The organism is Rahnella bonaserana, assembly GCF_019049675.1.
GTDB classification, from domain to species: domain Bacteria; phylum Pseudomonadota; class Gammaproteobacteria; order Enterobacterales; family Enterobacteriaceae; genus Rahnella; species Rahnella bonaserana.
On sequence record NZ_JAFMOW010000066.1, the window covers coordinates 92495 to 117628 of the forward strand.

Below are 25134 nucleotides of genomic sequence, written 5' to 3' on the forward strand. Positions count from 1 at the left end.
CTGCGGCGAAAGCCGCAGCGTCAATGCAACGTCTTACTCTTCACCTATCTTCTTCTTATCCACATGCCCCAGCGATCTCTCCGGGAAGCAGATATCGCGCACGCGCTGTTTGAGCGGCGCAGCATCCGGAAAACCGCCGTCACGTTTACGCTCCCAGATTAACTGGTCATCGACTTTAATCTCGTAGATCCCGCCGGTACCGGGGATCAGCGTCACGGACGCCAGATCGGTACTGAACGAATTCAGCAACTCCTGCGCCATCCACGCAGCGCGCAGCAGCCAGTTACATTGGGAACAATAAGTGATGGTGATGGCAGGCAGTTTTTCCATAGTGCGGACCCTTTTATGAGGATTTTATCGATGTTTTAGAAAGCAGATATTAATGTCCGCTACAGACCTGCGCCAGTTGTTGTCTAAGCCACTGATGCGCAGCAGAAAGATGCGAGCGTTCGTGCCACGCGGCGACTTTAGTAAAGCCGGGAATGTCCAGCGGTGGCGGCATCACTTCCAGTCCTGCCGCGTCGCGCACCAGCCGTTCCGGCACCACGGCGATTAAATCCGTGGTCTGTAAGACCGGCGGCAGCACCAGAAAACTGTTTACCGACAGCACCACATTGCGCTTTTTACCCAGCGCCTGAAGCGCGGTATCCGTCACGCCGGTAAAATTCTCTCCGCTCAGCGACACCAGCGCATGATCGTACTGACAAAAAGTCTCGAGTGAAATCTTCCCTTTATCCAGCGCCGGATGGCCTTTGCGCAGCGTACAAACGTACCGCTCATCGTATAAATGGCGGATATGCAGATCGGGTGGGGTTGTCTCCGGCGTCAGCAGCGCGAGGTCGATTTCACCGCGCTCCAGCCGACCCTGAATGGTCGAATCCTCAACCCGCTGGACTGACAGATGAATGCCCGGCGCCCGCTTCTGTAGCAGGGAAAAGAACGGCACGATAATGACGCTCAGCGCGTAATCGGTGGCGGCGAGGGTAAACGTCATCTCGCAGTCAGCGGGCACAAAGACTTCCGGCTGCAACAGCGCCTCGATTTCCGCCATCACCCGTTTAACCGGTTTAGCCAGCGCCAGAGCGCGTTCAGTTGGCACGATGCCGTAGCGCGCCCGCACAAATAAGGGATCGTCAAAGCTTTCCCGCAGACGCGTCAGCATGCTGCTCACGGCGGGTTGCGTCAGGGAAAGCCGTTCTGCGGCGCGGGTCACGCTGCGTTCGTCGAGCAATGCATCGAAAGTCTTTAGCAGGTTGAGGTCGAGACTTTTCAGATTGCGCATGGGCAGGGCACCGATTGAGTTATAACGAAATTTGATACGCACTATAATATTTCTACACTTCTGCTTATAGCTCTTTGGCAGCACTCTGTGTGCTGAATGTGCCAATCCACCGAGGAAAAATTATGTCTGCACTATTTACGCCGTTTACCCTCAAAGACGTCACCTTAAAAAACCGTATTGCCGTTCCGCCGATGTGCCAGTATTCCGCCACTGATGGCGTGCCGAATGACTGGCATCAGGTGCATTACGCCACGCTGGCACGCGGCGGCGCGAGCCTGGTGATTGTCGAAGCGACGGCGGTTTCACCGGAAGGCCGTATCACCCCGGGATGTCTGGGGATCTGGAACGATGAACAGGCCGCTGAACTGGCGAAGATCGCCAAATCCATCAAAGCCGCAGGCGCGGTACCGGGGATCCAGATCGGCCACGCAGGCCGTAAAGCCAGCGCCAATCTGCCATGGGAAGGGGACGACCATATTGCTGAAGGCGATCCGCGTGGCTGGGCGACCATCGCGCCATCCGCGGTAGCATTCGGCAAACATCTGCCAAAAGTGCCAAAAGAAATGACCAAAGCCGACATCCAGCGCGTGATGGCCGATTTTGTCGCTGCCGCAAAACGCGCGCGCGATGCCGGTTTTGAATGGCTGGAGCTGCATTTCGCCCACGGCTATCTGGCGCAAAGCTTCTTCTCCGTGCATTCCAACACCCGTACCGACGAATACGGCGGTGATTTCGCCGGTCGCAGCCGTTTCCTGATTGAAACTTTCGACGCCGTTAATGCCGTCTGGCCGAAAAACCTGCCAATCACCGCGCGTTTTGGCGTGATCGAATACGATGGCCGTGATGAAGAAACCCTGGCGGAATCTATCGAACTGACCCGTATTCTGCGTGAGAAAGGGCTGGATATGCTTAACGTCAGCGTCGGTTTCTCGACCTGGGAAGCACAGATCCCATGGGGTGCTGGTTTCCTTGCACCGGTGTCGCGCCGCGTGCGTGCCGAAGCCGGTTTACCGGTGGCAAGTTCATGGGGTGTCGCTTCCGCTGAAATCGCCGAACGCTGCATCAGCGAACAAGATATGGATCTGGTGATGATTGGCCGCGCTATGCTCGCCAACCCGCATTATCCGTATGCGCTGGCGAAAGAGCTGGGCGAAGACAACCCTTCATGGGTTCTGCCTGCGCCTTATGCACACTGGCTTGAGCGTTACAGCATCAGCTGATATTCGTTTTACATCAGCGCATTAACCCACAAGGCAGAAGCTTTCTTCTGCCTGTTTTTTTGTCCGGCGCTCAGATATAAAAATAATGAATATTTATTATCAAAATCGGTGATTTCCGTAATATCTCGGCGATGCGTATTCTTTGTGAACACCAGCCAGCAGGCTGTTCCACAGACATTAAGGAAACACACATGAATGCGATCAACTGGCCGGAAGGCTATATCCCCGGCGAAACCGACAACTTCGCGTCTAACGAAATGATCATCACCGGCGTGACCGTGGAAGAACTCTGGGCACAACTTGATAACACTGCCGCCTGGCCGGTTTACTACAGTAATGCATCTGATATTGACTTCCACGACGGCAGCGGACCGGGCCTGAGCGACGGCGCACGTTTTCGTTTCAGCACCTTTGGTTTTCCGGTGGAAGCGCAGATTAATGAATACGTCCCGCCGGTCAAAGGCCAGCCAGCGCGAATGGCGTGGCACGGCTGGGCAGAAGGCGATGCCGACACCCGTCTCGACGTGCATCACGCGTGGCTTATCGAAGAACTGTCCGGCGGCCGCGTACGTATCCTGACGCAGGAAACGCAAAATGGAAAACCCGCACGCGAACTGGCGATAACGCGACCTAATCCGATGATCAACGGTCATCAGGAATGGCTCGACGGGATGATTAAAGCGGCGCGGGGATAGCTGATCATCCGGCTGGCGAGTGAAAAGTAATAAGCTGACGTATAAAGTAAGATCCCGCCAACAAGGGCGGGATTGAGCGATCAACTTAAATCTAAAGAGACGAGTTGCCCGTCATCACCAAAAATAATTGTCACCATTCCGTAAGGGCAATCAGCCGTGATGACTTTGTTTTTAAGCTCTTCATCTATGCAGTGTGAAGTCTTCTGCGTTTGATCATCAAATCGGATTTCAAGGAAATAACCTTCGCCGTTGTTCACATGAGGCAATACATCTTTTTCACCTCGTGTCGCAAGATATTTTTGTATTTCTTCAATATGTATTTTTGCCATTCTCGTTAAACACCTCAAGATATAGGAACAAAAGAACCTTTCTCGATAAGATTTTTCACTTGGTTTGGCCTTATAGGGCCGACAGATATTATCTTCATTTCATTATTTGGTAGTGTGATGCGAAAAATTTTTCATCAACACTTTGTATTACATTGATATGGCCACTCCTTGCTTCATAAACGCATACTGCTGCGGGGTTGTTAGCTAACTTCTGGAGCTCCGCAGCGTTAAGCTTCCCAGATAAATTACCCAACCGCGTGTCATTTAATTGAGCGTACACTCGATCAGCTATATTAAAGATTCCAGTCACCTGAGCGCCTTTTGTCATTACCCAATTAAGGCTAGTGCGCGTTCAGCAGGTAATGAACTTAATAGTGCTAACGCAAAGTTTTCTGGATTTTTTGCATTCAATAATGCCATCACAGTGTCTGATCCTGGATTATTTTCCAAGATAGCTTTGATGACATCCTCAGGTAGATCGCCTTTTATGTATTGATTACGGATTGTTTGTTTTTCTTGAACAGTCAGATTTGGATCTTGCAAAAGCTCTTTTCCTAAAGAGGCGGCACCTTCAAAATACTTACCATCCTGAATACCAAAGGCATCGCCGAGGCTCAGCGCATTATTCTCAATCTCATTCTTCCCGCCCTTAGCCCCATCGATCCCCGAGCTTACATCTCCTCCGACGACGCCACCGGCGATCCCTGAGGCTAACGTTGCCAGCGCAACCACGCCTTGTTTCTCTTCTTCGCTCAGATTTTTGATGTCTTTGCCCGGATAGAGCGCTTCGGCGATGTATTTCGCGCCTGCGGCTGACAGCCCGGCACCGGCCGCGCCCGCAGCGGCATTGCCGCCTTGCATTTCGGCGACGACGGCACCGGCCAGCGCGTGGCTGATTATGCGCTGGGCGCCTTCGGCGGTGATCGCCTGTACGGCTTTCTGTTTATCGCTGCCGGTGCTGAAGTCATTTAACGCGGTGTCAGATTTTTAAAGAGCGTCTGGATTAACGACTTTAGGTCATTTACTAAGTGACTCAGACTTCACCTTTTAAGGAGACCAGCGGGGGTACGCATCGATGTGCTGCTGCAGAATGACAGATAAAAAAATCCCTACCGCAAGGGTTGGGATTTTCCTTTTTAGCTGTATTAACTTAATGCTGCTACGATTTGATCGTAAAAAAAGTCTCCAAAATCATCGTAATATGATTTAAAAGCTGCTGATTGTTCTTTTAGACCCGGAGCCCACAGTAAGATTATATTTCCTTGTTTTTTTGTACAGTCCATCACAACATAATCGCCATCACCTGTTGAACTTACAATCACATAATTTTCAGGTAAATTTGATTCTTGCCGCTCTTTAATGGTTAACCATATAGCATCGGGTATACCGGAATTGATAAAATCTGATTTTATGATTCCATAAAATTCTTGTCCTGCGATATCACCACAACCTAAGTTTTTTAGAAAAAACCTATAGCTATCAGGAAACTCAACACCAAGAGTTTTCTCTGCAAGATCAATAAGTTTTTCTTCTTTAACACCCTCAAAATCAGCATCATCTTGATGCTGATTTATTATAGAGATGGCCTTTCTAACATTATCGACACTCATAATTACCTACTATTTGAAATCATTAGCCCTCTGTTTCCAGTAATCAGAGCGCCATTTGTTAAATTCATTACGATCAATGCCGGAAGGTATTTTGTTATCATTAATATGAATAACACTATGATTATCCTTATGAAAACTCTGCGTAACTTCCGCTATCGGACCATCTTGCTTTTGTAACATATGATGAAGATTTACAGATTGACCATTTGAATCCAAAGGAGCGAGACCTTTCTCCATTCTTTGGATATTGGATCGCCCTCTGGAATCCACAGTATTAGGATCAAATAAATCAGATCGTGCCGTCCGCGACAGCGGAACCGGTGGTGCTGGTGGCGCTGCCGTCGTTGTTCAGCCCGGCGAGCATGCCGTTAGCCATATTGCCCATGAATTGCGACGTGGTGTGGCCGCTGGAGCTCATGCTGGCGCTGCTGCTCTCGACGCTGTAATCGGCTTTGTTGCGGATGTCGTTCCAGCCCAGCGTGCCGGTATCGAGGCGGTTTTTGTCCGACGCGGCACCGGAGGCAATCACGCCGCCGTTAAGCTGGGTGTGGTTGCCGACGGTGATGTCGAAGCCGCCGTTGCCCGCGAATATGCCGCTCTGGTCGGTGACGCTGGCATAGTCGGCGTTCATTTTGTCCTGCGTCAGGCTGATATACCCGCTGCCGCCACCGCCGCCCCAGGTGAAGCTGCCGCCCGCTGCGGCGCTCTGCTGTTTCGAATCGTAATGTTCGGTGTCCTGCAGGCTTTCGACCGTCAGGTTGCGGCCAATCTCAGCGGTGATCTGCTCACCGGAAACCTGAGCGCCTCTGATGTTCAGATCGTTACCGGCATTGATGTTCAGGTTGTTGCCTGCGCCGGTTTCGGAATTCGTCCAGGTGGTGCCGTCGCCGTGGTTTTTGCCTGCGGCAGCGTTGACGTCGGCGAAGATTCTGATGCCAGGTTTTTAAAGAGCGTCTGGATTAACGGCCTAGCTTATTTACTAAGTGAATCAGACTTCACCTTTTCCGGAGGCCAGCGGGGTAGGCAACGATGTGCTGCGGCTGAATGATAGATAACAAGATCCCGGCGACTAGGCCGGGATCTTGTTGTATTTAATGGGTTATTAATATATTTACTAACTTCTCAGCAATAGCACGTTCCACATCTTCATTACCATCCAAACACATGTAATCATTAACAACCCACCGAAGGTAAGTATAGATTTCGTTAACACTTTTTCCTTGATTAAGCATCTCAGAGATTGGGTGTACATATGAGTCATATTCATCCTGAGCGTCTGGTAAATCACTAACACCGATTGGATCCCAATCGTGCAGTAAAATGGTTCTTATTTTTTCATATAGCATTACATTATTCATTTTTCGGTGCCCCTGGAATAACTGTCACAACACTCCCAGTATTTGAGTTAACAATTACACGCAAATTATTTGTCGAATCATAGTAACCAGTCGTCCCAGATTTAGTGGAATATTGTGTTCCAGTCTTGATTGTATTTTCTATTGCTGATGGTGGAATTCCTCTTCCTTGCATACGGTCAACAGCATGGGCTGAGTAATTCCGTTCACCGATAACTGTGGATACGTTGGAGCCTTTAGTATTTATGGGATCCCCACTTCTTCCCGTAGGATTGTATGATCCACCACGTGGCCCTCCGCCTAAATCCACCATCCATCGGATCAACCAAGGATTTACAAGTCATTGGACTACAATTACGCCCCAGCGCATTATTCTCAACAACAACTTTATCCGTTGCGAAGTCGGCCAGTGCACACTAACTTTCCCAGTGCTATCAGTATATTGCAGGCCATTTCCGCCTGTGCATTCTGATGGTCGGACGCCCCCCCCCGACGTGCACTTTTGCACCCTGTAAGCCACTTTCCCCGGCGCTGTTAAAGAGCAGTCAACCACAACCGCAACAGTTTATTTGTGTGATCACTGCCAAACGACCACCGGTCGGGAAGTGGGGCTGACGGCTGACAGGTAAAAAAAATCCCAACCGCAAGGGTTGGGACCTATTTTATTATGGGCCAACCCACGTTAATTTTGGCTTCAAATCGTCAGGCACTATATTAAATAGCTCTTTTATATAAATACAATGCTGATTGTAATTTGGAGATATATCTTCATTACATTTTTCAAAGTAATATTTCGCTTGATTATTTAAAAACCATATATCGTGTTCTTTAAAATCCTTATCTAGGATAGTAAGCGTCAAATTATGAACAAGTTCAGCTTCCAGATAGCAAGATAAATCCACGCTTTTTTCTTTCTTTTCCAGCCGCTGTAGATTTCGTATATAAGGCAGTGCAAGCCCTAACATTTTTACGTATATCTCATTTTTATACATGTATCCATCCTCATGATTAATATGAATAAAACTCATCACTTTCTTGTCGGCATAGAAGAAGCTCCAGCCGGAGCATTTTTAGTCTGAGTCCATGAGCCATTTTGTATAAGCTTTTCTATATACGAAGCATCCCCTGTTTTATTGTATATTTCCTGAGCTGCAACCATCCTGTGATTACCTTCAGATATATAATAATTTCCTTTACTATCAACATATCCAGCAATACGACCCTCAGGCGCTGTAAATTTATAATTACCACTCACCATATCATTTTTAAGCTGATCCACCTGCTGTGGATTCCGTAATCCAACTTGCATACTTTTTATTGCGAACGGAATGCCGCCTTGGGATAAGTTGGTTACGGTAGCTTTTGCTAGTTGTACTAAATCCTTCGCCAGTAACCCACCCGAAACTAGCATGGCCTGATTTTCCGGATCTGAGACAAATACTGCAAACTTCGTCCAGCCTGGGCTGTTTACATCAATATTTGCCAGATCCTGGCCGTTCCACTGCTGAACATAGGCTTTTGCCTCGTTGCTGGTCATTACATCAGCACCGATATTATCCAACCAAGCTGGGCGCTTCGTCATATCGAAACCACCTTGGGCGATTTCTTTATCAATTTCCTGTGCTTCCAGCGGATCGTCTTTCAGCTTCTGATTAGTTTCCGCACTCTGCTTGTCACTGACTTGCTTCCATTTATCGATGATTGACTGGCAGTCACCACCCGATTTCCGGCAGTCCGCGAGTTCTTTATCGAAGGCCAGTGCCTGAGTTGAACTCAGCGCATTATTCTCAACCTCATTCTTCCTGCCCGGCCTTCAGATTAGGGTTGTTCTGGATCAGGCCGCCAAGCTGGCTTTGGGTCAGCCGGTCTGTGCCGTTATTGAGGATTAAGCCTTCGGTGCCGACGTTGAAATTCTGATACTGGTTATGGGATACGCCCGCCTGATTCGGTGTCGCGATGTTAACCACCGGCACGCCGTTTCCTGCCTGATCGACCTGCGTTGCGCCGTTTGCCACCTGCACACCTGCCGCCACGGCAGGCATCACCGGCTGAATGGCGAGAAAGGTCATCAGGGTGTAACTCATCAGACGACGCCAGACAGCGACCGGCGGTAACGTATTCTTTTCCATTTTCGATATCCTTATCAGAAATTACAGCACGACATTCAGGTGGTAATACACCGTGATGCGGTCAGGGGCTAAATCGCCGGGGTAACGCAGGGGCCAGCCGACGGTAAACTGGCTGGAGAAATGACCGGCGCTGCTGCTAAGCCCTACCGCGCCGCCCCACAGCGTGCCTGCCGCGTTAACGTCGTGATTATCATGATGCAGATATCCGCCATCAACCGCGGCCACAGCGTTGATGGCACCCAGCAAAGGCATATTGAACAGCGCCGTGTTGAGTTCATTTCGCCAGTAACCGCCGTTGTCACCGGAAAGATATTGCTCTTTGAAGCCGCGCACCGAGCTTTCACCGCCTATCGTCAGGCGTTCGCTGCCGTATAGACGGTCGCCGGTCCACTGACCGTAAACGCTGGAAAGGAAGGTGACTTTCTGGCTGACCGGCTTGTAGTAACTGCCGGACAGTGACCATTTGGAGAACTCTGCTTTGGGCGCATCGTCAGGTTTGTGTTGATCGTCTTCCGCGCCTAACCAGGGCACGCCGCGGCTGAATGTCGGGTTCAGCGTGGACAATCCTCCCCACAGTTTCTGGCTATGGTTGATGCCCACGCTGACATTGCTGAGCTTGCGGCTGCTGCTGGCCAGCGGTGCATCATTGAGATAGTTACGCGCCATATTGTTGCTGATCCCGACAGATACACCGGTTTTGATATCGCTGTTTCGAAATACGACGCGGGAAAGATTGACGCGATGGGTTTGGGAATCGCCGGTTGACCGCCAGCCGAAGCCCTGAGAATTCACGGTGTTGAGATAGTCGCTGTAGCTGTAACTGTAATTCATCAGCCAGTAGCCATAAGGCACGCTCATGCCAGCCTGCACGCTGCGGGCGTCGTGGCTGCTGGAGAAATCGCTGCTTTTCGCGCCGCTGACAAACCACTGATCCGCCAGTCCGAGCACATTACTGGCGATCAGCGAGCCGTTCATCTGGCCGGTACCGGTGCTTTTTTGCCCGCTGTTATCGAATCCCACCCCAATGCTAAGTGGAAACTCCGGCGTGGCGGTTAAATTCACAATGGAATAACCCGGTTGTTCAGCCGGAAGGATCTCAATCTGGACCGGCGTCTGGCGCAACCGGTTGATTTGTTCCATGCCTTGTTCAATATCGCGCAGATTGAGGATCTTGCCTTTAAGGCCAGGGAAAGCCATCGTCAAAATACGGTCGCTGTGTTTATCTAATTGAATATCCTGAAGCTTGCCTTCCATCACTGTAATATTCAGCTCTCCCCGTGAGAGATCCTGCTCGGAAAGAAAAGCACGGCTGGTGATATACCCGCGTTCGATATAGGCATCAGATATTTCCTGCACGAGCTGGGTAATTCTCTTAATGCCTAAACACTTTCCAATTAAAGGTTTCGTTAACCTGTCTTGAGCGCTGGAAGATAAATGATTGGCTTGAGTAATATTGATGGTGGAAATAGTAAAGCACGGTTTTTCGTCAGAGTGAGCCGGGGCGGGGACGGGTAAAGAGAGCGTCTGGCTTCTTTCCAGCTCATCACGCTGCATTTGCTGTTGTTGCAGGCGATCTCTTTGTTGTTGCTCAATATTGTCCCTGTCTGCCGGACTGAGCAGCGCGGCATGCACCGGAAAGGCGGCCAGAAAGAGAGCCCAGCACGTGGCTTAAATATTCATTGTAAATGTCCTTATTTACGAATCAATTAGTTTTAGTTATGCGACAAGGGCCTGACGCCGTCTTTATATCAGTTTACGTTTCATTACACAAAATCTCATTTCTTAATATTTCTTAAACTCAGATTTTTATTTCAGATAAATAGAAAATTATCAGGATTCTTAGTATTTTATGGAAATGCTTAATTAAACGATTGAATAAAAAGACCGGATAACTGAGAAATAAAGTTAACTCGCCGTGGGATGAGGGTGTCTTCAGGCCCGGCCTCTTTTCTTTTCTGTCCTTTCAATCCTTTCCAAATCAACGCAAAATCTCAACCCTGACAGGCGATAACAAGGGATGCGGGCGTGAATTCAGGTTTGATGGTATTACACGGAAATCACTCAGAAGCGCTGAGGGACGTGCTGGTCTCGTGGATGGCGGCGCATCCGCTGTCGCCGCTGGAAAACGAAGTGATTCTGGTGCAGAGCAACGGCATTAATCAGTGGCTGAAACTGGCGCTGGCGCGTGATGTGGCTGAAGGCGGTTGCGGCATTGCGGCGGCGCTGGATATCAAATTACCGGCACGCTTTTTCTGGCAGGTTTACCGTGCGGTGCTCGGTAAAGAACAGGTGCCGGAATCATCGCCGTTCGACCGTCCGCTGCTGACCTGGCGCCTGATCCGCCTGTTGCCCGAACTGCTTGCCGAACCGGTGTTTGCGCCGCTGGCCCGTTTCTTAAAAGATGACGGCGATATGCGCAAGCTGCATCAGCTCTCACAGCGGCTGGCGGATTTATTCGATCAGTATCAGGTTTATCGCGCCGACTGGCTGGAAGACTGGGGCAACGGGCTGGATGTTCTGCGCACCAGCCGCACAGGCAGCGAGCCGTTGCCGGAAAACCTGCTGTGGCAGCCGCAACTGTGGCGGGCACTGCTGGCGGATGTGCCTGAAAACGAGCGCAACACCAGCCGTGCGGCGCTGCATCAGCGGTTCCTGCAACACGCGCAAACCCTTCCTGAAGATCAGCGTCCGGCCGGATTACCCGCGCGGCTGGTGGTGTTTGGCATCTCCTCGTTACCGCAACAATCTCTCGAAGTGCTGGCGGTACTGGGGCGCTGGACACACATCTTTATGTGCGTGCATAACCCGTGCGAGCATGACTGGAGCGATATCATCGCCGATAAAGATCTGCTGCGTGCGGAACGCAAACGCCAGTTGCGTAAGCCGGGCATGCCGCAGGTGATTGCCGACGATGAACTCCATCAGCATGCCCATCCGCTGCTGGCGGCGTGGGGCAAGCAGGGCCGCGATTATATTGGTCTGCTCAATGAATATGACAACCACGAATCCTATGCCTCGCAGCTCGCACCGGTGATCCCGCGCATCGATCTCTTTACGTCGAACGGCACTGATACCCTGTTGCATCAGCTGCAGGAAGATATTTTGCAGCTGCGTCCGCTGGCTGAAACGATCGATGAATGGCCTCCGGCAGATGTTCAGCACGACGATTCCCTGCGTTTCTACATTACCCACAGCGCTCAGCGTGAAGTGGAAGTGCTGCATGACCGCCTGCTGGCGGCGCTGGCGGCTGACTCGACGCTGAAAGCCCGCGATATCATCGTGATGGTGCCGGATATCAACGGTTATGCGCCGCACATTCAGGCGGTATTTGGCCTGACAGAGCGCAGCGATCCGCGCTATATCCCGTTCACGGTTGCCGATCAGGGGCCGCGCCAGAACAACTCATTACTCGGCGCGCTGGAAAGCCTGCTGGAACTGCCGCAGTCGCGTTTTGCGGTCAGTGATTTGCTGGATTTACTCGACGTACCGTCGGTGCGTCAGCGCTTCGGGATTGAGGAAGAACAACTGCCGCTGCTGCACCGCTGGATCCGCGCCGCCAACGTGCGCTGGGGGCTGCATGCGGAACAGCGTCAGAGCCTCGAGCTGCCATTATCGCCGGAACAAAACAGCTGGTTCTTTGGCCTGCAACGTATGCTGCTGGGTTACGCGGTGGGCAGCGGCGAAGCCTGGGAAAACATCGAGCCGCTGGATGAAATCGGCGGGCTGGATGCGGCGCTGATCGGTCCGCTGTCGCATCTGCTGAACTGCCTTGATGACACCTGGCGTCAGTTGCGGGAACCTGCCGCACCGCAGGTATGGGGCGAGCGCCTGCGCACTATTCTTTCCCAATACTTTGCCGAAGATGACGGCGAGGACGGCTTTATTTTAGTGCGTCTGCACGGCGAACTGGAAACCTGGCTGGAAGCCTGCGAAAGCGTCGATCTGCAGGCTGAACTGCCGTTGTCGGTGGTGCGCGATCACTGGCTGGCGCAGTTCGACCAGTCAGGCCTGTCACAACCGTTTTTCGGCGGCGCGGTGACGTTCGCCACGCTGATGCCAATGCGTGCCATTCCTTTCCGCCACGTCTATCTGCTGGGTATGAACGACGGCGATTATCCGCGTAACCGCGTGCCGATGGATTTCGATCTGATGGGGCGCGATTACCGCACCGGCGACCGTTCGCGTCGTGAAGATGACCGCTATCTGTTCCTCGAAGCGCTGCTTTCAGCGCGTGAACGCTTACATATCAGCTGGGTGGGGCGCAGCATTCATGACAACACTGAGCGTCCGCCGTCCGTGCTGGTGGCACAGTTACGCGACCATCTGGCGGCAGGCTGGAAAGCCGAAAACGGCGAAGATTTGCTGCATGCGCTGACCGTAGAACATCGCCTGCAACCCTTCAACCGTGACTATTTCAGTCGGGAAAGTTCGCTGTTCAGCTATGCCCACGAATGGCGCGCCGGACTGGAAGCGGAAGCTGCGTCCGTGGCCACACAACCGCTGCAACCGGTCGAACAGGAAGGCGCGCTGACGCTGCGTCAGTTGTCGGATTTTCTGTCGGATCCGGTGCGCAGTTTCTTCCGTCAGCGGCTGAATATCTATTTCGAGCTGGAAGATCCCGGCAGTGAAGATCAGGAACCGTTCGATATTAATGCGCTGGAAAACTGGCGTTTGCAGGATGAACTGATCCGCGCGCAAAAATGGGCGCTGGAAGCGGGCGTTTCGCGTCAGGATGTTTTACGTGAGCAACTCGAACGCATTGAGCGGCGCGGCGAGCTGGCACCGGGCGAATTTGCGGCGGTACTGAGTGAAGATCTGGCTGAGCCGATGGACACCTTATTTGCCAGTTATCAGCAGATACTCGATGACTGGCCGCAACCGCTGGCAAATGAGGCGCTGGAGTCTGAAACCGGCGGCGTGATGTTCTCTGACTGGCTGAGTGAACTGCGCGCAAATGCGGCGGGCGACCGTGCGCGCGTGGTGCTGGAAAGTATCGGCATCATGACGAAGGAACGCAGTTACCGCTTCGACCGGCTGCTGCCTTACTGGGTCGCGCATATCGCAGGACATCTTGACGGAAAGCCGATGAACACAGTGATTGTCAGTAAAAACGGCACGGCTGAATTGCCGCCCCTTGAGATAGCTTTTGCACGCAATTTGTGGGAAACGCTGATTGAAACGTGGAAAGCGGGGCAACTGCGGCCGTTGCCGCTGGCAGTGAAAACCGCCTTTGTCTGGCTGAAAAAAGAGGGCACGGAGCAGAGTGCGCCGGACAGTGACGCCTGGTTTGCCGCCCGCGACAGTTATGAAAATCATGATCCGGCGAACATGAAATTTGGTGAGCGTGACAGCAACGCGTATCTGGCCCGCGCGTGGCCGGATTTCGCCTCACTCTGGTCAGACGGTGAATTTGCCCGTCTCGCCGAAACCCTGCTGGCACCGCTGAGAAATCACCTGTCACGCAGCAAAAAAGGAGCGAAGGAATGACGGAGCAGACGTTGCCATCCCCCCTGAACGTGCTGAATTTTCCGCTGACAGGCAGCCGCCTGATTGAAGCCAGCGCGGGTACCGGCAAAACCTTTACTATCGCCGCGCTGTATGTGCGGCTGGTGCTTGGGCACGGCGCGGATAACGCCTTCAGCCGCCCGCTGACGCCGCCGGAAATTCTGGTGGTGACCTTTACCGATGCGGCGACCAAAGAGCTGCGTGACCGTATCCGTGCGCGCTTGTCGCAAGCGGCGGGATACTTTTTAGGTAATCCTGAAGCAGAAAAAGACAGCGACGAATTTCTGCTAAACCTGCGCGCGGAATACACGCCGGAGCAATGGCCGGGCTGCGCCCGCAAGCTGCAACTGGCAGCGGAATGGATGGATGAATCGGCGGTTTCTACCATCCACGGCTGGTGTAACCGTATGCTGGGCGAGCACGCGTTCGACAGCGACAGCCTGTTTACCCAGACGCTGGAAACCGATCAGACCGAACTGCTGATGAATGTGGTGCGGGATTACTGGCGCAGTTTCTACTTCCCGCTCGGTGAGCAGGAAATCCGTACGCTGCGCGGCTGGTGGCGCGCGCCGGAAGATTTACACCGCAGCGTGATGTCGTTGCTGGAATATGCCGAAGAGTTAGGCTCAGACCTGACACCCGCCGAAGTGGTCGAAACGGTAAATAACCAGAAAGCGGCGGAACTGAGCGCGCTGAAACAAAACTGGCCAGAGTGGACGCAGGAACTGCGCACCCTGCTGGAAGGCGCGGTGGCGGCGAAAGTGGTCGATGGCAAAAAAATTCAGGCGCGTTTTTTCAATCCGTGGCTGGAAAAACTGCACACCTGGGCGACGTCTGACGAAATCATTCCTGACCTGAAAACCGGCTGGACGCGGCTGACACCGGAAGGGTTGGCCGAATGCTGGAAGCAGGGCCAGCCGCCTGAGCATCCGGCACTGACTGCGATGGAAACCCTGAAATCCCGCCTTGAGAGTTTGCCGGATGCACGCAGCGGTTTGCTGCAACACGCCTGCCGCTGGATAAAAAATCGTTTTGACCTTGAGCAGCAAAAGCGTGCGCAGATGGGATTTAACGATTTACTGACCCGTCTGGATTCTGCCCTGCGCAGCGACAACGGTGCGCGGCTCGCAGACATCATTCGCGCGCAATTCCCGGTGGCGATGATCGACGAATTCCAGGACACCGATCCGCTGCAATACCGCATTTTTGATACCGTCTATCGTGTGGCAGAAAACGCGCCGGAGCAGGGACTGATCCTGATCGGTGATCCGAAACAGGCGATATACGCCTTCCGTGGCGCGGACATTTATACCTATCTGCGTGCCCGCCGCGATACCGGCGGTCGCCACTACACGCTGGCGACCAACTTCCGTTCCACCCGCGCCATGGTCGCCGCGGTTAACGAAGTGTTTGAATTAGCGGAAAACCGCCGCGCCGGCGAGGGCGCGTTCCTGTTCCGTCAAGGTGATGAAAATCAGGTGCCATTCCTGCCGGTAGAAGCCAAAGGGCGTGCCGACACGCTGGTCATTGACGATGCCGAAGCCACTGCGCTGACGTTGTGGTATCCCGAAAATCAGACGGAAACGTTGCCTAAAACACAATACGTTCAACTGATGGCAGAAGGCTGTGCGGCCAAAATCGTCCAGTTGCTGCGTCAGGGGCAGCAGGGTTGTGCAGGGTTCGGTCAGCCCGGTGAAATGCTAAAACCGGTGATGCCGGGGGATATCGCGGTGCTGGTGAATACCGGCCGCGAAGCCTCGGCGATACGCCTCGCGCTGTCAAAAAGTGGCGTACGCAGCGTTTATCTTTCTGATAAAGAATCCATTTTTGAAAGTGCGCAGGCGGGCGAATTACAGTACTGGCTGGCGGCCTGCGCCGCGCCGGAAAACGACCGTCTGCTGCGGGCGGCTCTCGGGACGCCTTCGCTGAACCTGAGCTGGGAAGCGCTGGACCGGCTGAATCAGGACGAAAATGAGTGGGAACGCTACGTCCAGCAGTTTCAGGCGCTGCGTACCTGCTGGCGTAAACAGGGCATTCTGCCGATGCTGCGCCGCCTGATGTGGGAATTCGACGTGCCGCGCCGTCTGCTCGGACGCGGTGACGAACGTGCGCTGACCGATCTGCTGCATCTTTCCGAACTGTTACAACAGGCCAGTGTGCAGCTCGACGGCGAACATGCGCTGATCCGTTATCTGGCGGAACAATGTCAGGACGAACATCAGGGCGGCGATGCGCGCAAACTGCGTCTCGAAAGCGATGCGGATCTGGTGAAAGTGGTTACCGTACATAAATCCAAAGGGCTGGAATATCCGCTGGTATTTCTGCCGTTTGCCTGTGCATTCCGCGCCGTGAAAAAGCAGGATTCACCGCTGAAATGGCATTCGCCGGAAGGTGAGCTGGAAGTGGCACTGAGTGCATCCGACGAGCAGCTGGTGCTGGCTGACCGCGAGCGTCTGGGAGAAGACCTGCGTAAGTTTTACGTGGCGCTGACCCGTTCGCGTTACGCGCTGTGGCTGGGCATGGCTCCGCTGAAAGAGTTTGAAAAGAGCGCACCCGGCTATTTATTTTTCAGTGACCTTTTTAACGGCGGCGAGACGATGCAGGCTGACGAGTTGCCTGCCAGTTTGCAGGCACTGGAAACAGAGCATATCCGCGCGTGGCCGCTGCCGGTATCTGACGGCGCGGTGTATCGCAGCCAGCAGACATTGCCGGAACTCGGGCCGCGTCCGCCGCTGCGTCTGCATAAAGGTCCGCGCTGGTGGGTGTCGAGTTTCTCCGGCCTGCAAATCGCCCCGGCAGGGACGTATATCGCGCCTGAAACTCTGCTTCGCGACCCGCTGAACCGCGACCCGCAAAGAGAAATCGAAAGCGCCGCGCAGGACAGTTATCTGGAAGATCAGAAAACGCAGAACACTGCGAAGGATCCGCTGCATGAACTGTCGCAGCCCATGACTGGCGAAAATTTATATGCCTTCCCGCGCGGACCTGCACCGGGTAATTTCCTGCACGGTTTGCTGGAATGGGCGGGTGAGGAAGGCTTTGCCGTGCTGGCGGAGGATCCGGAAAGGATCGCCGATCAGGTCGCACGGCGTTGTAATACGCGGGGCTGGGAAAAGTGGATCGTGCCACTGACCGGCTGGCTGACGGCGCTGCTGACGCAGCCGTTACCGTTGCCGGGAGGCAATACTTTTACGCTGGCTGAGCTGCCGCCGTATCAGGTTGAAATGGAGTTCTGGTTCTCCCTGACCCGCGTGCCGACGCGTCGTCTTGATAAGCTGGTTCAGCAATACACGCTGGAAGGCGCGGAGCGGGCGCCACTGCTGGCGGAAGATCTCAACGGTATGCTGAAAGGTTTTATCGATCTGGTGTTTGAACATGACGGGCGTTATTACGTGCTGGATTACAAATCCAACTGGCTGGGTGATGACGCCAGCGGTTATGACCAGGAAAATATGACGCAGTCGATGCGCGATCACCGCTACGATTTGCAGTTCTCGCTGTATCTGTTTGCGCTGCATCGCCTGCTGAAATCCCGCATACCGGATTACGACTACGACCGGCATATCGGCGGCGCGGTGTATTTATTCCTGCGCGGCAGCCACGCGCCGGGTAACGGCGTCTGCGTTCAGCGGCCGGATAAAGCCTTAATGGAACAACTCGACGCTCTGTTCAGCGGCGCGGAGGAACACGCATGAAAATCAACAGCCGTGAAAAGATTGCCCGACTGCTGGCGAGCTGGGTGGAATGTGGCTGGCTGCGTGAACTGGATCGCGCCCTGGTGACGTTTCTGGCGAAAGAAGCGCCGGACGCGCATCCGTTATTATTGCTGGCGACCGCGCTGACCAGCTATCAGCTGGGGCGCGGTCATGTGTGTCTGGATTTGCAGGCCACGCTCGACGACAGTGCATTTTCACTGTCGCTGCCACCGGAAGGGGATCACGCTGACGGCGCGGTGATCTGCCCCGCGGCGGTGCTGGACGACCTGAGTTTGCAGGAATGGATGGCGGCGCTGGCGCACCCGACCCTGGTCGGGCACGGTGAGGGGAATTCTCCGCTGGTGCTGAGCGGGCAGCGTCTGTATCTGCGCCGGTACTGGCAGTACGAACAGAATGTGCGCGCGGCGATTGAACAGCGTCTGACCCGCAGTGCCCTGCATACATTACCGGCTGAATCCCTGCAGGCACCGCTGACGGCATTATTCCCGACGGCGGATTCTGCCACCGCCGACTGGCAGAAACTGGCCTGTGCGCTGGCGGCGGGCAATGCGTTCAGCATTATTACCGGCGGACCGGGCACCGGGAAAACCACGACGGTGGTGCGTCTGCTGGCGCTGTTGCAAACGCTGGCGCTGGAAGAAACCGGCCAGCCGCTGCGTATCCGGCTGGCTGCCCCGACGGGTAAGGCAGCGGCGCGTCTGAATGAGTCGATAGCCGGTGCGGTGTCTAAACTGGATCTCAGCGGGCTCGGTAACGGTGATGCGGTGCGTGAGAGCATTAATACTGAAGTGGTCACGCTGCACCGTTTGCTGGGCAGCCGCCCCGATACCCGCCATTTCAGGCATCATCAGGGAAATCCACTGATGCTGGATGTGCTGGTGGTGGACGAAGCGTCAATGGTTGACCTGGAAATGATGGCGGCGCTTCTTGCCGCGTTGCCAGACCACGCGCGTCTGATCCTGCTGGGTGATAAAGATCAGCTGGCGTCGGTAGAAGCGGGCGCATTGCTCAGTGAGTTATGTCAGCGTGCGAAGGGCGGTCATTATCTGCCGCAAACCCGCGACTGGCTGCAGAGTGCGACCGGTGAGCAGATCCCGGATACGCTGGTAGATCCGCAAGGGTCAGCGATGGATCAGGCGGTGGTCATGCTGCGTCACAGTTACCGTTTTGATGCACAAAGCGGCATCGGTCAGCTGGCGGAAGCGGTCAACGACGGTGATGTTAATGCGCTGAAACAGGTCTGGAAACACGGATATGCCGATCTCGCGCAACTGACATTACGCGCTGACGATGACAGCGAATTGCGCAACTGGGTAGTGAAGGGGTGCGCAGCACAGTTTCCTGCGGCGTCAAAACGCGAAGGCACCGAGCCTCCTGTCGGTTATCAGCATTATCTCAACGTAATGATTCAGGAGCGGCCTGCGGACGACGAACCGCCGGAAGCCTTCAACCGCTGGGCGACCAAAGTGCTGCTGGCCTACAGCCAGTTCCAGTTGCTGTGCGCCTTACGTGGCGGGCGCTGGGGCGTGGAAGGACTCAATCTGCGCATTGCTGAAATTTTGTATAAAGAAGGCTTGCTGGAGGCGTCAGTCGGCTGGTATCCGGGACGTCCGGTACTGGTGACCCGTAACGATTACAGCCAGCGCCTGATGAATGGCGACATCGGCATCACACTGGAAATCCCGCACCGGCTGGCCGACGGTTCGGTGGTGCCGGTGCTGCGGGTGGCGTTTCTGGCCGGGGACGGTACGCAGGATATCCGCTGGGTAATGCCGGGACGTTTGCAGGCGGTGGAAACGGTGTTTGCTATGACAGTGCATAAATCCCAGGGATCGGAATTTACCCATACCGCGCTGCTGCTGCCGGAGAATCTGAGCCCGATTTTAACCCGCGAGCTGATCTATACCGGCATCACACGCGCGCGTCACTGGTTCAGTCTGGGATGTGTCGGAGGCGTGAATGCGGTATTGCCGCAAGCCGTGCAGCGGCGCGTGTTACGTGCCAGCGGATTAATTGAAGGCGCGTAATACCTTGTTTAATAAATGATAAATTTACAGCGAAAAGGTTAAGAGTGGGAAGTCAGTATTCGTATTCGTGAATTCTGACGGGTTTACGCAGAGTACGGGCCTTGTTGCCCGCCACTTTGGTGGCTTTGTCCGGATCACCGGCAACAAATTCCAGCGTCGGTGAGTAATAAAAAGGCAGCCAGCCGCCGTAGCCATTCTCCCACTCCCAGCGAACCGGACAGGGCCACAGAATGTCTTCGTACATGATGTAATAGGTCCATCGCCCGTGAGGACGACGAGGTTTGCTGTTATTCATAAGCAGGCGCGCAGGCTCTTAAAAATCACTGCAGATATTCTGGCTCGCGCAGAAGAAGGTTTCAAGCCCGCTGACCGGGTTGTTGAATATTTAACCAGTGTTTATCGGTCAAATTTGCAAAACTTTACCCCCAGATCATCGCTGCCCAGCGCAACAGCATCAATGCGCCGCAGATACACAGCAATACCACGACCATTTTCCAGTGTTTGGTCATCATCCTTTTCGTTACCATTACTCCTCCTGCCATCAGGGCATTTTAGTGCGCCATGTGTTCATCCACATAGTGAATAACCTGCTCTTTCAGTTCAGGCACCGCCTGATCAGCCAGCCATTCAAACGCTATCAACAGCAGGGCTGCGGCGAGAATCACTGACAAAAGTATAACGGCTTTATTACGTGCTTCCATGGTTCTCATTGTTTCTGTTTTGCCTGTTTTTTAGTCTGCCAGAAAAAATGGCTTCTGGCAGACATTCAGGCGTCTGGTTCCGGAAAGGTTTAGGAAATTATACCTTTCCAGCCGTTTCTAAACTTTGATCCTGTTCCTGCTCACTAGGATTTTGTGCAGTTTTTGCATGACGGGCACCGGGCATGAAGCCGTGCTTTTTAGCTCGCCAGGCGATAATCAGCCCTGCCGCCAGCAGAATCAGCATTGTCTGTGGAAAAGTTTTAACGCCGACGGTTTCCAGCAAAATCCCTCCGGTTAAGCCGCCGCCCGCAATCGCCAGATTCCACGCCACGACCACCATCGACTGCGCCATGTCGGCGTGTTCACCGGTGGCATCGGCGATAGCCGTTTGCAGCAAGGTTGCCGCACCGCCGAACGTCAGCCCCCACAGCGCCACACATAAAACCACCAGCACGGGAGTCTGACTGAAAAACACCAGCATCAGGGAAATCAGGGCAAACAGCAGAAGGCTGAACAGGAGAGTCTGGCGCAATCGCCGGTCAACCAGCAGGCCGGTGATGCCAATACCTGCCAGCGCGCCAATGCCAAAGACCAGTAATATCTGATCAGCCCGTGCGCTAAGCCCGGATAAGTGCAGGAATGGCACGATGTAGGTGTAAAGCAGGTTATGCGTCAGCATCCACAGCAGGATGACCAGCAGAATACTGCGCACGCCAGGCATCATCACCACCTGAAGCAACGACTGGCGCTGGCTGGCGGCCTGTCCGGGATAGTCCGGTACTTTTCTGATAACCCAGACCACCAGAATCAGCGTGAGCGCGGACATCACGCCGAACGCCATCCGCCAGCCGAGCAAAGAACCCATCCAGGTGCCGAGCGGGACACCCACGGACAGCGCCAGCGGTGTGCCGACCATCGCTACTGACAATGCCCGCCCCTGTTGCTCAACCGGCACCATCCGCCGCGCATAGCCTGCCAGCAAACCCCACGCCAGACCCGCCGCGGCACCGGCCATCCAGCGGGCAACAAGCGTCAGGATGTAATGCGTGGAGAAAGTGGTGAGAGTGTTGAAAACCAGAAAGCCGACGATAGCCGTCAGCAACGCCGTGCGGCGGTTCCAGCCCCGGGTGAGTGCTGCAAGGGGGATCACCGCCATCAGCGAACCGGCGGCATACAGCGTGATTAACTGTCCGGCCATGGCCTGCGAAACATTCAGACCGTCAGCGATTTGCGGCAGCAATCCGGCGGGCAGGGTTTCGGTCATGATGGCGATAAAACCGGTCAGCGCCATCGCCAGTAAAGCCGAAAGCGGCAGCGGAGATTTCTGTGCAGCAGTGTTCATGGTGTTATCTCAGTTTCAGAAAGAGTTAAATCACGATAGAGAACTCCCTGTTGCGGAAAAAGTAGGGTAGATTTCCAGAGTATGCGGACGCTGATGTCCGCAATCGGAGGTGAGGGTGGAAAGTCTTAGCAGCCTGAATACGTTTGTGCATGTGGCGGAAACCCGCAGCTTTGTCGCCGCAGGGCGTATCTTAGGGATTTCCGCGTCGGCGGTGGGTAAAAGCATTGCGCGGATGGAAACCAAACTGAATGTGCGGCTGTTTCACCGCAGTACCCGCAGCGTGACGCTGACGGCGGAAGGTTCGCTGTTTCTCGAGCGTTGCCGGCGCATTGTGGCGGAACTCGAGGCGGCAGAAAGTGAGCTGTCGCAACTGGCGGAATGTCCGCGCGGCAGGCTGCGTCTGAGTCTGCCACAGGTCAGTACGCTGTTGTTGCCGGTGCTGGGCGAGTTTATGCGCCGTTATCCCGATATCGAACTGGATCTGGATTTCACCGATCGCATTGTTGACGTTGTGGAAGAAGGTTTCGATGCCGTGGTGCGAACGGGTCAGATGGCTGATTCACGGTTGTCGATGCGCAAACTGGGCACATTCCATCATCTGCTGGTCGGCGCACCGGCATACTTTGAGCAGTACGGCAGGCCGGCGAAACCGCATGATCTGGCCGATCACCGTTGTCTGCATTTCCGCTTTCCCAATAGCGGAAAACTCGAACCCTGGCCTCTGCCGGAATATCAGGATTTAGCGCTGCCGGTTTCGATGGTTTGCAATAATATAGAAACGCGTCATTGCTTTGCCCTGCAGGGGTTGGGCATCGCCTGTCTGCCGGATTTCAGTATCCGCAAAGAACTGGCCCGCGGGCAGTTGGTGACAGTACTGGATGAGTACGTGAAGCGCAGTGCCGACTTTTTTATTTTGTGGCCGTCGGGCGGTTATATGACACCGAAACTTCGGGTATTAATCGACTTTTTCAGCGAACGGGTATTCCCTGAAAACCCGGAGCTGGCACTGCTATGTCCTAATTAAACTCAGGGAGTGTGCGATGAGTCATTCTGTCTTAATTGAACGCTTTTCTGCTGCAGACCAGCGCGGCGTGATTGATGTGATTTTGCCGATTCAGAATCAGGAATTTGGCATTCCGATAACTGAACAGCAGCAGCCAGATTTGCACGATATTCCGCAGTTTTATCAGCGCGGAACCGGGGATTTCTGGATCGCCCGCTGTGAGGGAAAAGTGGTAGGGACGCTGGGCCTGAAAGATATCGGCAATGCACAGGCGGCGCTGCGAAAAATGTTCGTGAGCGCGCCTTATCGCGGCCGAGATTACGGCGTGGCGGCGCTATTGCTGAAGGCGTTACTGCAACATGCACAGGCTGAAAAAGTGAAAGAGGTTTTTCTGGGCACGACCGATAAATTTCTGGCAGCTCATCGTTTTTATGAAAAGAACGGATTTCAGGAGGTGCCGGTATCCGCGTTGCCGGAAGCTTTTCCGCTGATGGCGGTAGACAGTAAATTTTACCGGCTAACTTTCTGACGTTTTAATCGCCAGTAAAACCGTCCTGACTGCGGCATATCAAAAACATGAGTAAACATACTGCTATCCTCTGTAATATTCGTGGTCATTTGCTCAGCGGACAGAGAATGCGGCAGCACCGGCGGTTTGCTTTTGATCTTAAGAGACTGATATTGCTTCTGGCGCTGGTGAGTACGGTTATTACCTTGCTCACCAGTTATCTGGCAATTTTTCAGGTAGAAAAAAAACTTCTCATCGAATCGTCATTACGGGCGAGTCAGTCTTATGCGACCAGACTGTCGCTGACGGCCGACCTGTTTTTCAATGCGGCACAAAAACAGGTCGCTTACAGTGCGGATTTACTGGGCGATGAATTTGATAATATTGATGCCCTCACCGAAGAAGCCGACCGTTTACATGTACAGAGCAAGCGTTTCAGCTCGGTGCTGGTGGTGGATAAAACCGGTGTGGTGCGCGCAACTTCCAGAAATTCGGCGGAAATGGTCGGGTTAAAACTCGTGTCCGATGCCAATACGGCGGCACTTTTGACGCAAAATCCGGTGCTCAGTTCACCGTTTCGCACCGCGCAAGACAGTCACATTATGGTGCTTTCCTCGCCCATCCGTAACGCGCGTGGCGGTTATCTGGGGTACCTGGCGACAGAAATTGACCTCAGCAAAAGCAGCATTATCGATACGCTGATCAATGCCCGCAATTACCGCAAAGACGCCTATATCTATGTCATAGACCGTGAGGGCGATGTGTTGTATCGCGACGCATCGGGATGGGTCGAAAGCGTGCCGCAGGGACATGTGAATAAGGCGCTGTTAGGCGATCGTGAGCAGGGTTATCTGCGGATGGAAAATCTGCAAGGTGAGGCGTCGCTGGCGGGTTTCGCCACCATGGAAGTGGCGGGCTGGACGGTGCTGGTGCTGCATCCCGCCAGAGCCGATGTGGTGCTGTTGTACAACGTGATGATGCAGGTGTTGCTCTACACACTGCCCATTGTCATTCTGGTGTTCATCTGTATCTGGTTGCTGACGCGCTATATTTCGATGCCGCTTCGCCAGCTCGCGTCCCGTGCTGACACCATGGATTCCGAGGACGTTTCTCAGGAAATTGAACAGATCAACGCCTGGTATTATGAATCCTCCAAGCTGAAAACTGTGATGTTGCAGGGGATTCGCCTTTTGCATCAGCGCATCGAAAAGCTCAGCACCGAAGCGCATACCGACCCGATGACAGGTCTGCTGAACCGGCGCGGTTTTTATGAATTAGTGGATAAACAGCTGACAGAGGCTTCACGGATTGCGGTCATTACGCTGGATATCGATCACTTCAAAAAGATTAATGACACTTACGGTCACGATGTCGGTGACGTGGTGATCACGCAGCTTGCACGCCTGATTCTGGACAGTTCGCGGGAAGGGGATTTGCTGTGCCGCATGGGCGGCGAAGAATTCCTGTTACTGCTGCCCGGCGCGTCCGTCACGCAGGCTATCCAGCTCGCGGAACGGTTACGACGTCAGGTCGAGTCTCATCATTTTGAGGGGGCGGAGAACGTTACGATTTCGCTTGGGGTTACGCATTTCTATCCCGGCAGGGACAATATCGACGGTGCACTGAAAGCCGCGGATAAAGCGTTGTATCAGGCCAAGAATGAAGGGCGTAACCGGGTAATCAATCTGTAATGGCGGCTATTTGTAATGGCG

General features: G+C 53.8%; 24 protein-coding genes and 2 pseudogenes. 8 read left to right on the forward strand and 18 right to left on the reverse strand.

What is annotated here, in order from left to right; genetic code table 11:
* Window positions 1–33: 33 nt before the first annotated feature.
* The gene (locus tag J1778_RS17955; protein ID WP_217174327.1) at window positions 34–330 is read right to left on the reverse strand and encodes an Rdx family protein; all 297 of its coding nucleotides are present in this window, start codon (window positions 328–330) and stop codon (window positions 34–36) included.
* Between the two features lie 49 nt (window positions 331–379).
* Window positions 380–1282: a LysR family transcriptional regulator gene (locus J1778_RS17960; protein WP_217174566.1), complete on the reverse strand. Its 903-nt coding sequence runs from the start codon at window positions 1280–1282 to the stop codon at window positions 380–382.
* A 122-nt stretch (window positions 1283–1404) separates the two neighbouring features.
* Here J1778_RS17960 and J1778_RS17965 point away from each other — a divergent pair, with 122 nt between their 5' ends.
* Together J1778_RS17965 and J1778_RS17970 are read left to right on the forward strand one after the other, a co-directional pair.
* The gene (locus tag J1778_RS17965; RefSeq protein WP_112290884.1) at window positions 1405–2502 is read left to right on the forward strand and encodes an NADH:flavin oxidoreductase/NADH oxidase; all 1098 of its coding nucleotides are present in this window, start codon (window positions 1405–1407) and stop codon (window positions 2500–2502) included.
* 191 nt (window positions 2503–2693) lie between these two features.
* The gene (locus J1778_RS17970; protein WP_217174328.1) at window positions 2694–3197 is read left to right on the forward strand and encodes an SRPBCC family protein; all 504 of its coding nucleotides are present in this window, start codon (window positions 2694–2696) and stop codon (window positions 3195–3197) included.
* 80 nt (window positions 3198–3277) lie between these two features.
* Here the strand turns inward: J1778_RS17970 and J1778_RS17975 are convergent, their stop codons facing one another.
* The 12 genes and pseudogenes from J1778_RS17975 to J1778_RS18025 all read right to left on the reverse strand — a co-directional run bounded on the left by J1778_RS17975 (window position 3278) and on the right by J1778_RS18025 (window position 10267).
* Complete coding sequence (locus J1778_RS17975; protein WP_217174329.1) at window positions 3278–3526, reverse strand: hypothetical protein; 249 nt, start codon at window positions 3524–3526, stop codon at window positions 3278–3280.
* Between the two features lie 327 nt (window positions 3527–3853).
* Window positions 3854–4387: a VENN motif pre-toxin domain-containing protein gene (locus J1778_RS24640; RefSeq protein ID WP_238484786.1), complete on the reverse strand. Its 534-nt coding sequence runs from the start codon at window positions 4385–4387 to the stop codon at window positions 3854–3856.
* 284 nt (window positions 4388–4671) lie between these two features.
* Entirely contained in the window at window positions 4672–5136 is a 465-nt protein-coding gene (locus J1778_RS17985) for an SMI1/KNR4 family protein (RefSeq protein WP_217174330.1), read from the reverse strand.
* 9 nt (window positions 5137–5145) lie between these two features.
* Window positions 5146–5373: an HNH/ENDO VII family nuclease gene (locus J1778_RS17990; protein ID WP_217174331.1), complete on the reverse strand. Its 228-nt coding sequence runs from the start codon at window positions 5371–5373 to the stop codon at window positions 5146–5148.
* Window positions 5374–5425: 52 nt separating this feature from the next.
* Window positions 5426–5665 carry a hypothetical protein gene (locus tag J1778_RS24805; protein WP_338019652.1) on the reverse strand — a complete coding sequence of 80 codons (240 nt, stop codon included), beginning with the start codon at window positions 5663–5665 and terminating at the stop codon, window positions 5426–5428.
* 231 nt (window positions 5666–5896) lie between these two features.
* Window positions 5897–6070 (reverse strand): annotated as a pseudogene (locus J1778_RS24810) (hemagglutinin repeat-containing protein); the annotation flags it as partial.
* Between the two features lie 157 nt (window positions 6071–6227).
* Window positions 6228–6494, reverse strand: coding sequence for a hypothetical protein (locus tag J1778_RS18000; protein ID WP_113878396.1), 267 nt, complete (start codon window positions 6492–6494; stop codon window positions 6228–6230).
* Window positions 6487–6804 carry a DUF4258 domain-containing protein gene (locus J1778_RS24750; RefSeq protein WP_217174332.1) on the reverse strand — a complete coding sequence of 106 codons (318 nt, stop codon included), beginning with the start codon at window positions 6802–6804 and terminating at the stop codon, window positions 6487–6489. Before J1778_RS24750 ends, J1778_RS18000 begins: the two co-directional genes overlap by 8 nt.
* Window positions 6805–7156: 352 nt before the next feature.
* Window positions 7157–7483: a zinc ABC transporter substrate-binding protein gene (locus tag J1778_RS18010; RefSeq protein ID WP_217174333.1), complete on the reverse strand. Its 327-nt coding sequence runs from the start codon at window positions 7481–7483 to the stop codon at window positions 7157–7159.
* A gap of 35 nt (window positions 7484–7518) precedes the next feature.
* Window positions 7519–8073 (reverse strand): ParB N-terminal domain-containing protein, encoded by a 555-nt coding sequence (locus J1778_RS18015; protein ID WP_238484787.1) that lies wholly within the window; start codon window positions 8071–8073, stop codon window positions 7519–7521.
* Between the two features lie 217 nt (window positions 8074–8290).
* Window positions 8291–8620: pseudogene (locus J1778_RS18020) on the reverse strand (two-partner secretion domain-containing protein); the annotation flags it as partial.
* Between the two features lie 21 nt (window positions 8621–8641).
* Window positions 8642–10267, reverse strand: a complete 1626-nt coding sequence (locus tag J1778_RS18025) for a ShlB/FhaC/HecB family hemolysin secretion/activation protein (protein ID WP_238484803.1) — start codon at window positions 10265–10267, stop codon at window positions 8642–8644.
* A 378-nt stretch (window positions 10268–10645) separates the two neighbouring features.
* On the opposite strand from J1778_RS18025, the gene recC reads away from it, so the two are divergent.
* The 3 genes from recC to recD are packed head-to-tail and all read left to right on the forward strand — an operon-like array spanning window position 10646 to window position 19868.
* Window positions 10646–14107 carry an exodeoxyribonuclease V subunit gamma gene (gene recC, locus J1778_RS18030; RefSeq protein ID WP_217174335.1) on the forward strand — a complete coding sequence of 1154 codons (3462 nt, stop codon included), beginning with the start codon at window positions 10646–10648 and terminating at the stop codon, window positions 14105–14107.
* The gene (gene recB, locus J1778_RS18035; RefSeq protein WP_217174336.1) at window positions 14104–17820 is read left to right on the forward strand and encodes an exodeoxyribonuclease V subunit beta; all 3717 of its coding nucleotides are present in this window, start codon (window positions 14104–14106) and stop codon (window positions 17818–17820) included. The genes recC and recB overlap by 4 nt, the downstream gene beginning before the upstream one ends.
* The gene (gene recD / locus J1778_RS18040) at window positions 17817–19868 is read left to right on the forward strand and encodes an exodeoxyribonuclease V subunit alpha (protein WP_217174337.1); all 2052 of its coding nucleotides are present in this window, start codon (window positions 17817–17819) and stop codon (window positions 19866–19868) included. The genes recB and recD overlap by 4 nt, the downstream gene beginning before the upstream one ends.
* Before the next feature lie 52 nt (window positions 19869–19920).
* On the opposite strand, the gene J1778_RS18045 is transcribed toward recD, so the two are convergent.
* From J1778_RS18045 to J1778_RS18060, 4 genes are all read right to left on the reverse strand, one after another.
* On the reverse strand, window positions 19921–20163 hold the full coding sequence (locus tag J1778_RS18045; protein WP_217174338.1) for a hypothetical protein: 243 nt from the start codon (window positions 20161–20163) through the stop codon (window positions 19921–19923).
* A 124-nt stretch (window positions 20164–20287) separates the two neighbouring features.
* Entirely contained in the window at window positions 20288–20395 is a 108-nt protein-coding gene (gene yniD / locus J1778_RS18050; RefSeq protein ID WP_013574326.1) for a small membrane protein YniD, read from the reverse strand.
* 24 nt (window positions 20396–20419) lie between these two features.
* Entirely contained in the window at window positions 20420–20569 is a 150-nt protein-coding gene (locus J1778_RS18055; protein WP_165353117.1) for a hypothetical protein, read from the reverse strand.
* Between the two features lie 97 nt (window positions 20570–20666).
* Window positions 20667–21911, reverse strand: a complete 1245-nt coding sequence (locus J1778_RS18060; protein ID WP_217174339.1) for an MFS transporter — start codon at window positions 21909–21911, stop codon at window positions 20667–20669.
* Between the two features lie 115 nt (window positions 21912–22026).
* Here J1778_RS18060 and J1778_RS18065 point away from each other — a divergent pair, with 115 nt between their 5' ends.
* Genes J1778_RS18065 through J1778_RS18075 form a run of 3 tightly spaced genes read left to right on the forward strand, consistent with a single transcriptional unit; the run spans window position 22027 to window position 25113 of the window.
* Window positions 22027–22935 (forward strand): LysR family transcriptional regulator, encoded by a 909-nt coding sequence (locus tag J1778_RS18065; RefSeq protein WP_217174340.1) that lies wholly within the window; start codon window positions 22027–22029, stop codon window positions 22933–22935.
* Window positions 22936–22951: 16 nt separating this feature from the next.
* Window positions 22952–23443, forward strand: a complete 492-nt coding sequence (locus J1778_RS18070; RefSeq protein WP_217174341.1) for a GNAT family N-acetyltransferase — start codon at window positions 22952–22954, stop codon at window positions 23441–23443.
* Between the two features lie 47 nt (window positions 23444–23490).
* Complete coding sequence (locus J1778_RS18075) at window positions 23491–25113, forward strand: sensor domain-containing diguanylate cyclase (protein ID WP_238484788.1); 1623 nt, start codon at window positions 23491–23493, stop codon at window positions 25111–25113.
* The last annotated feature ends 21 nt before the right edge of the window (window positions 25114–25134 follow it).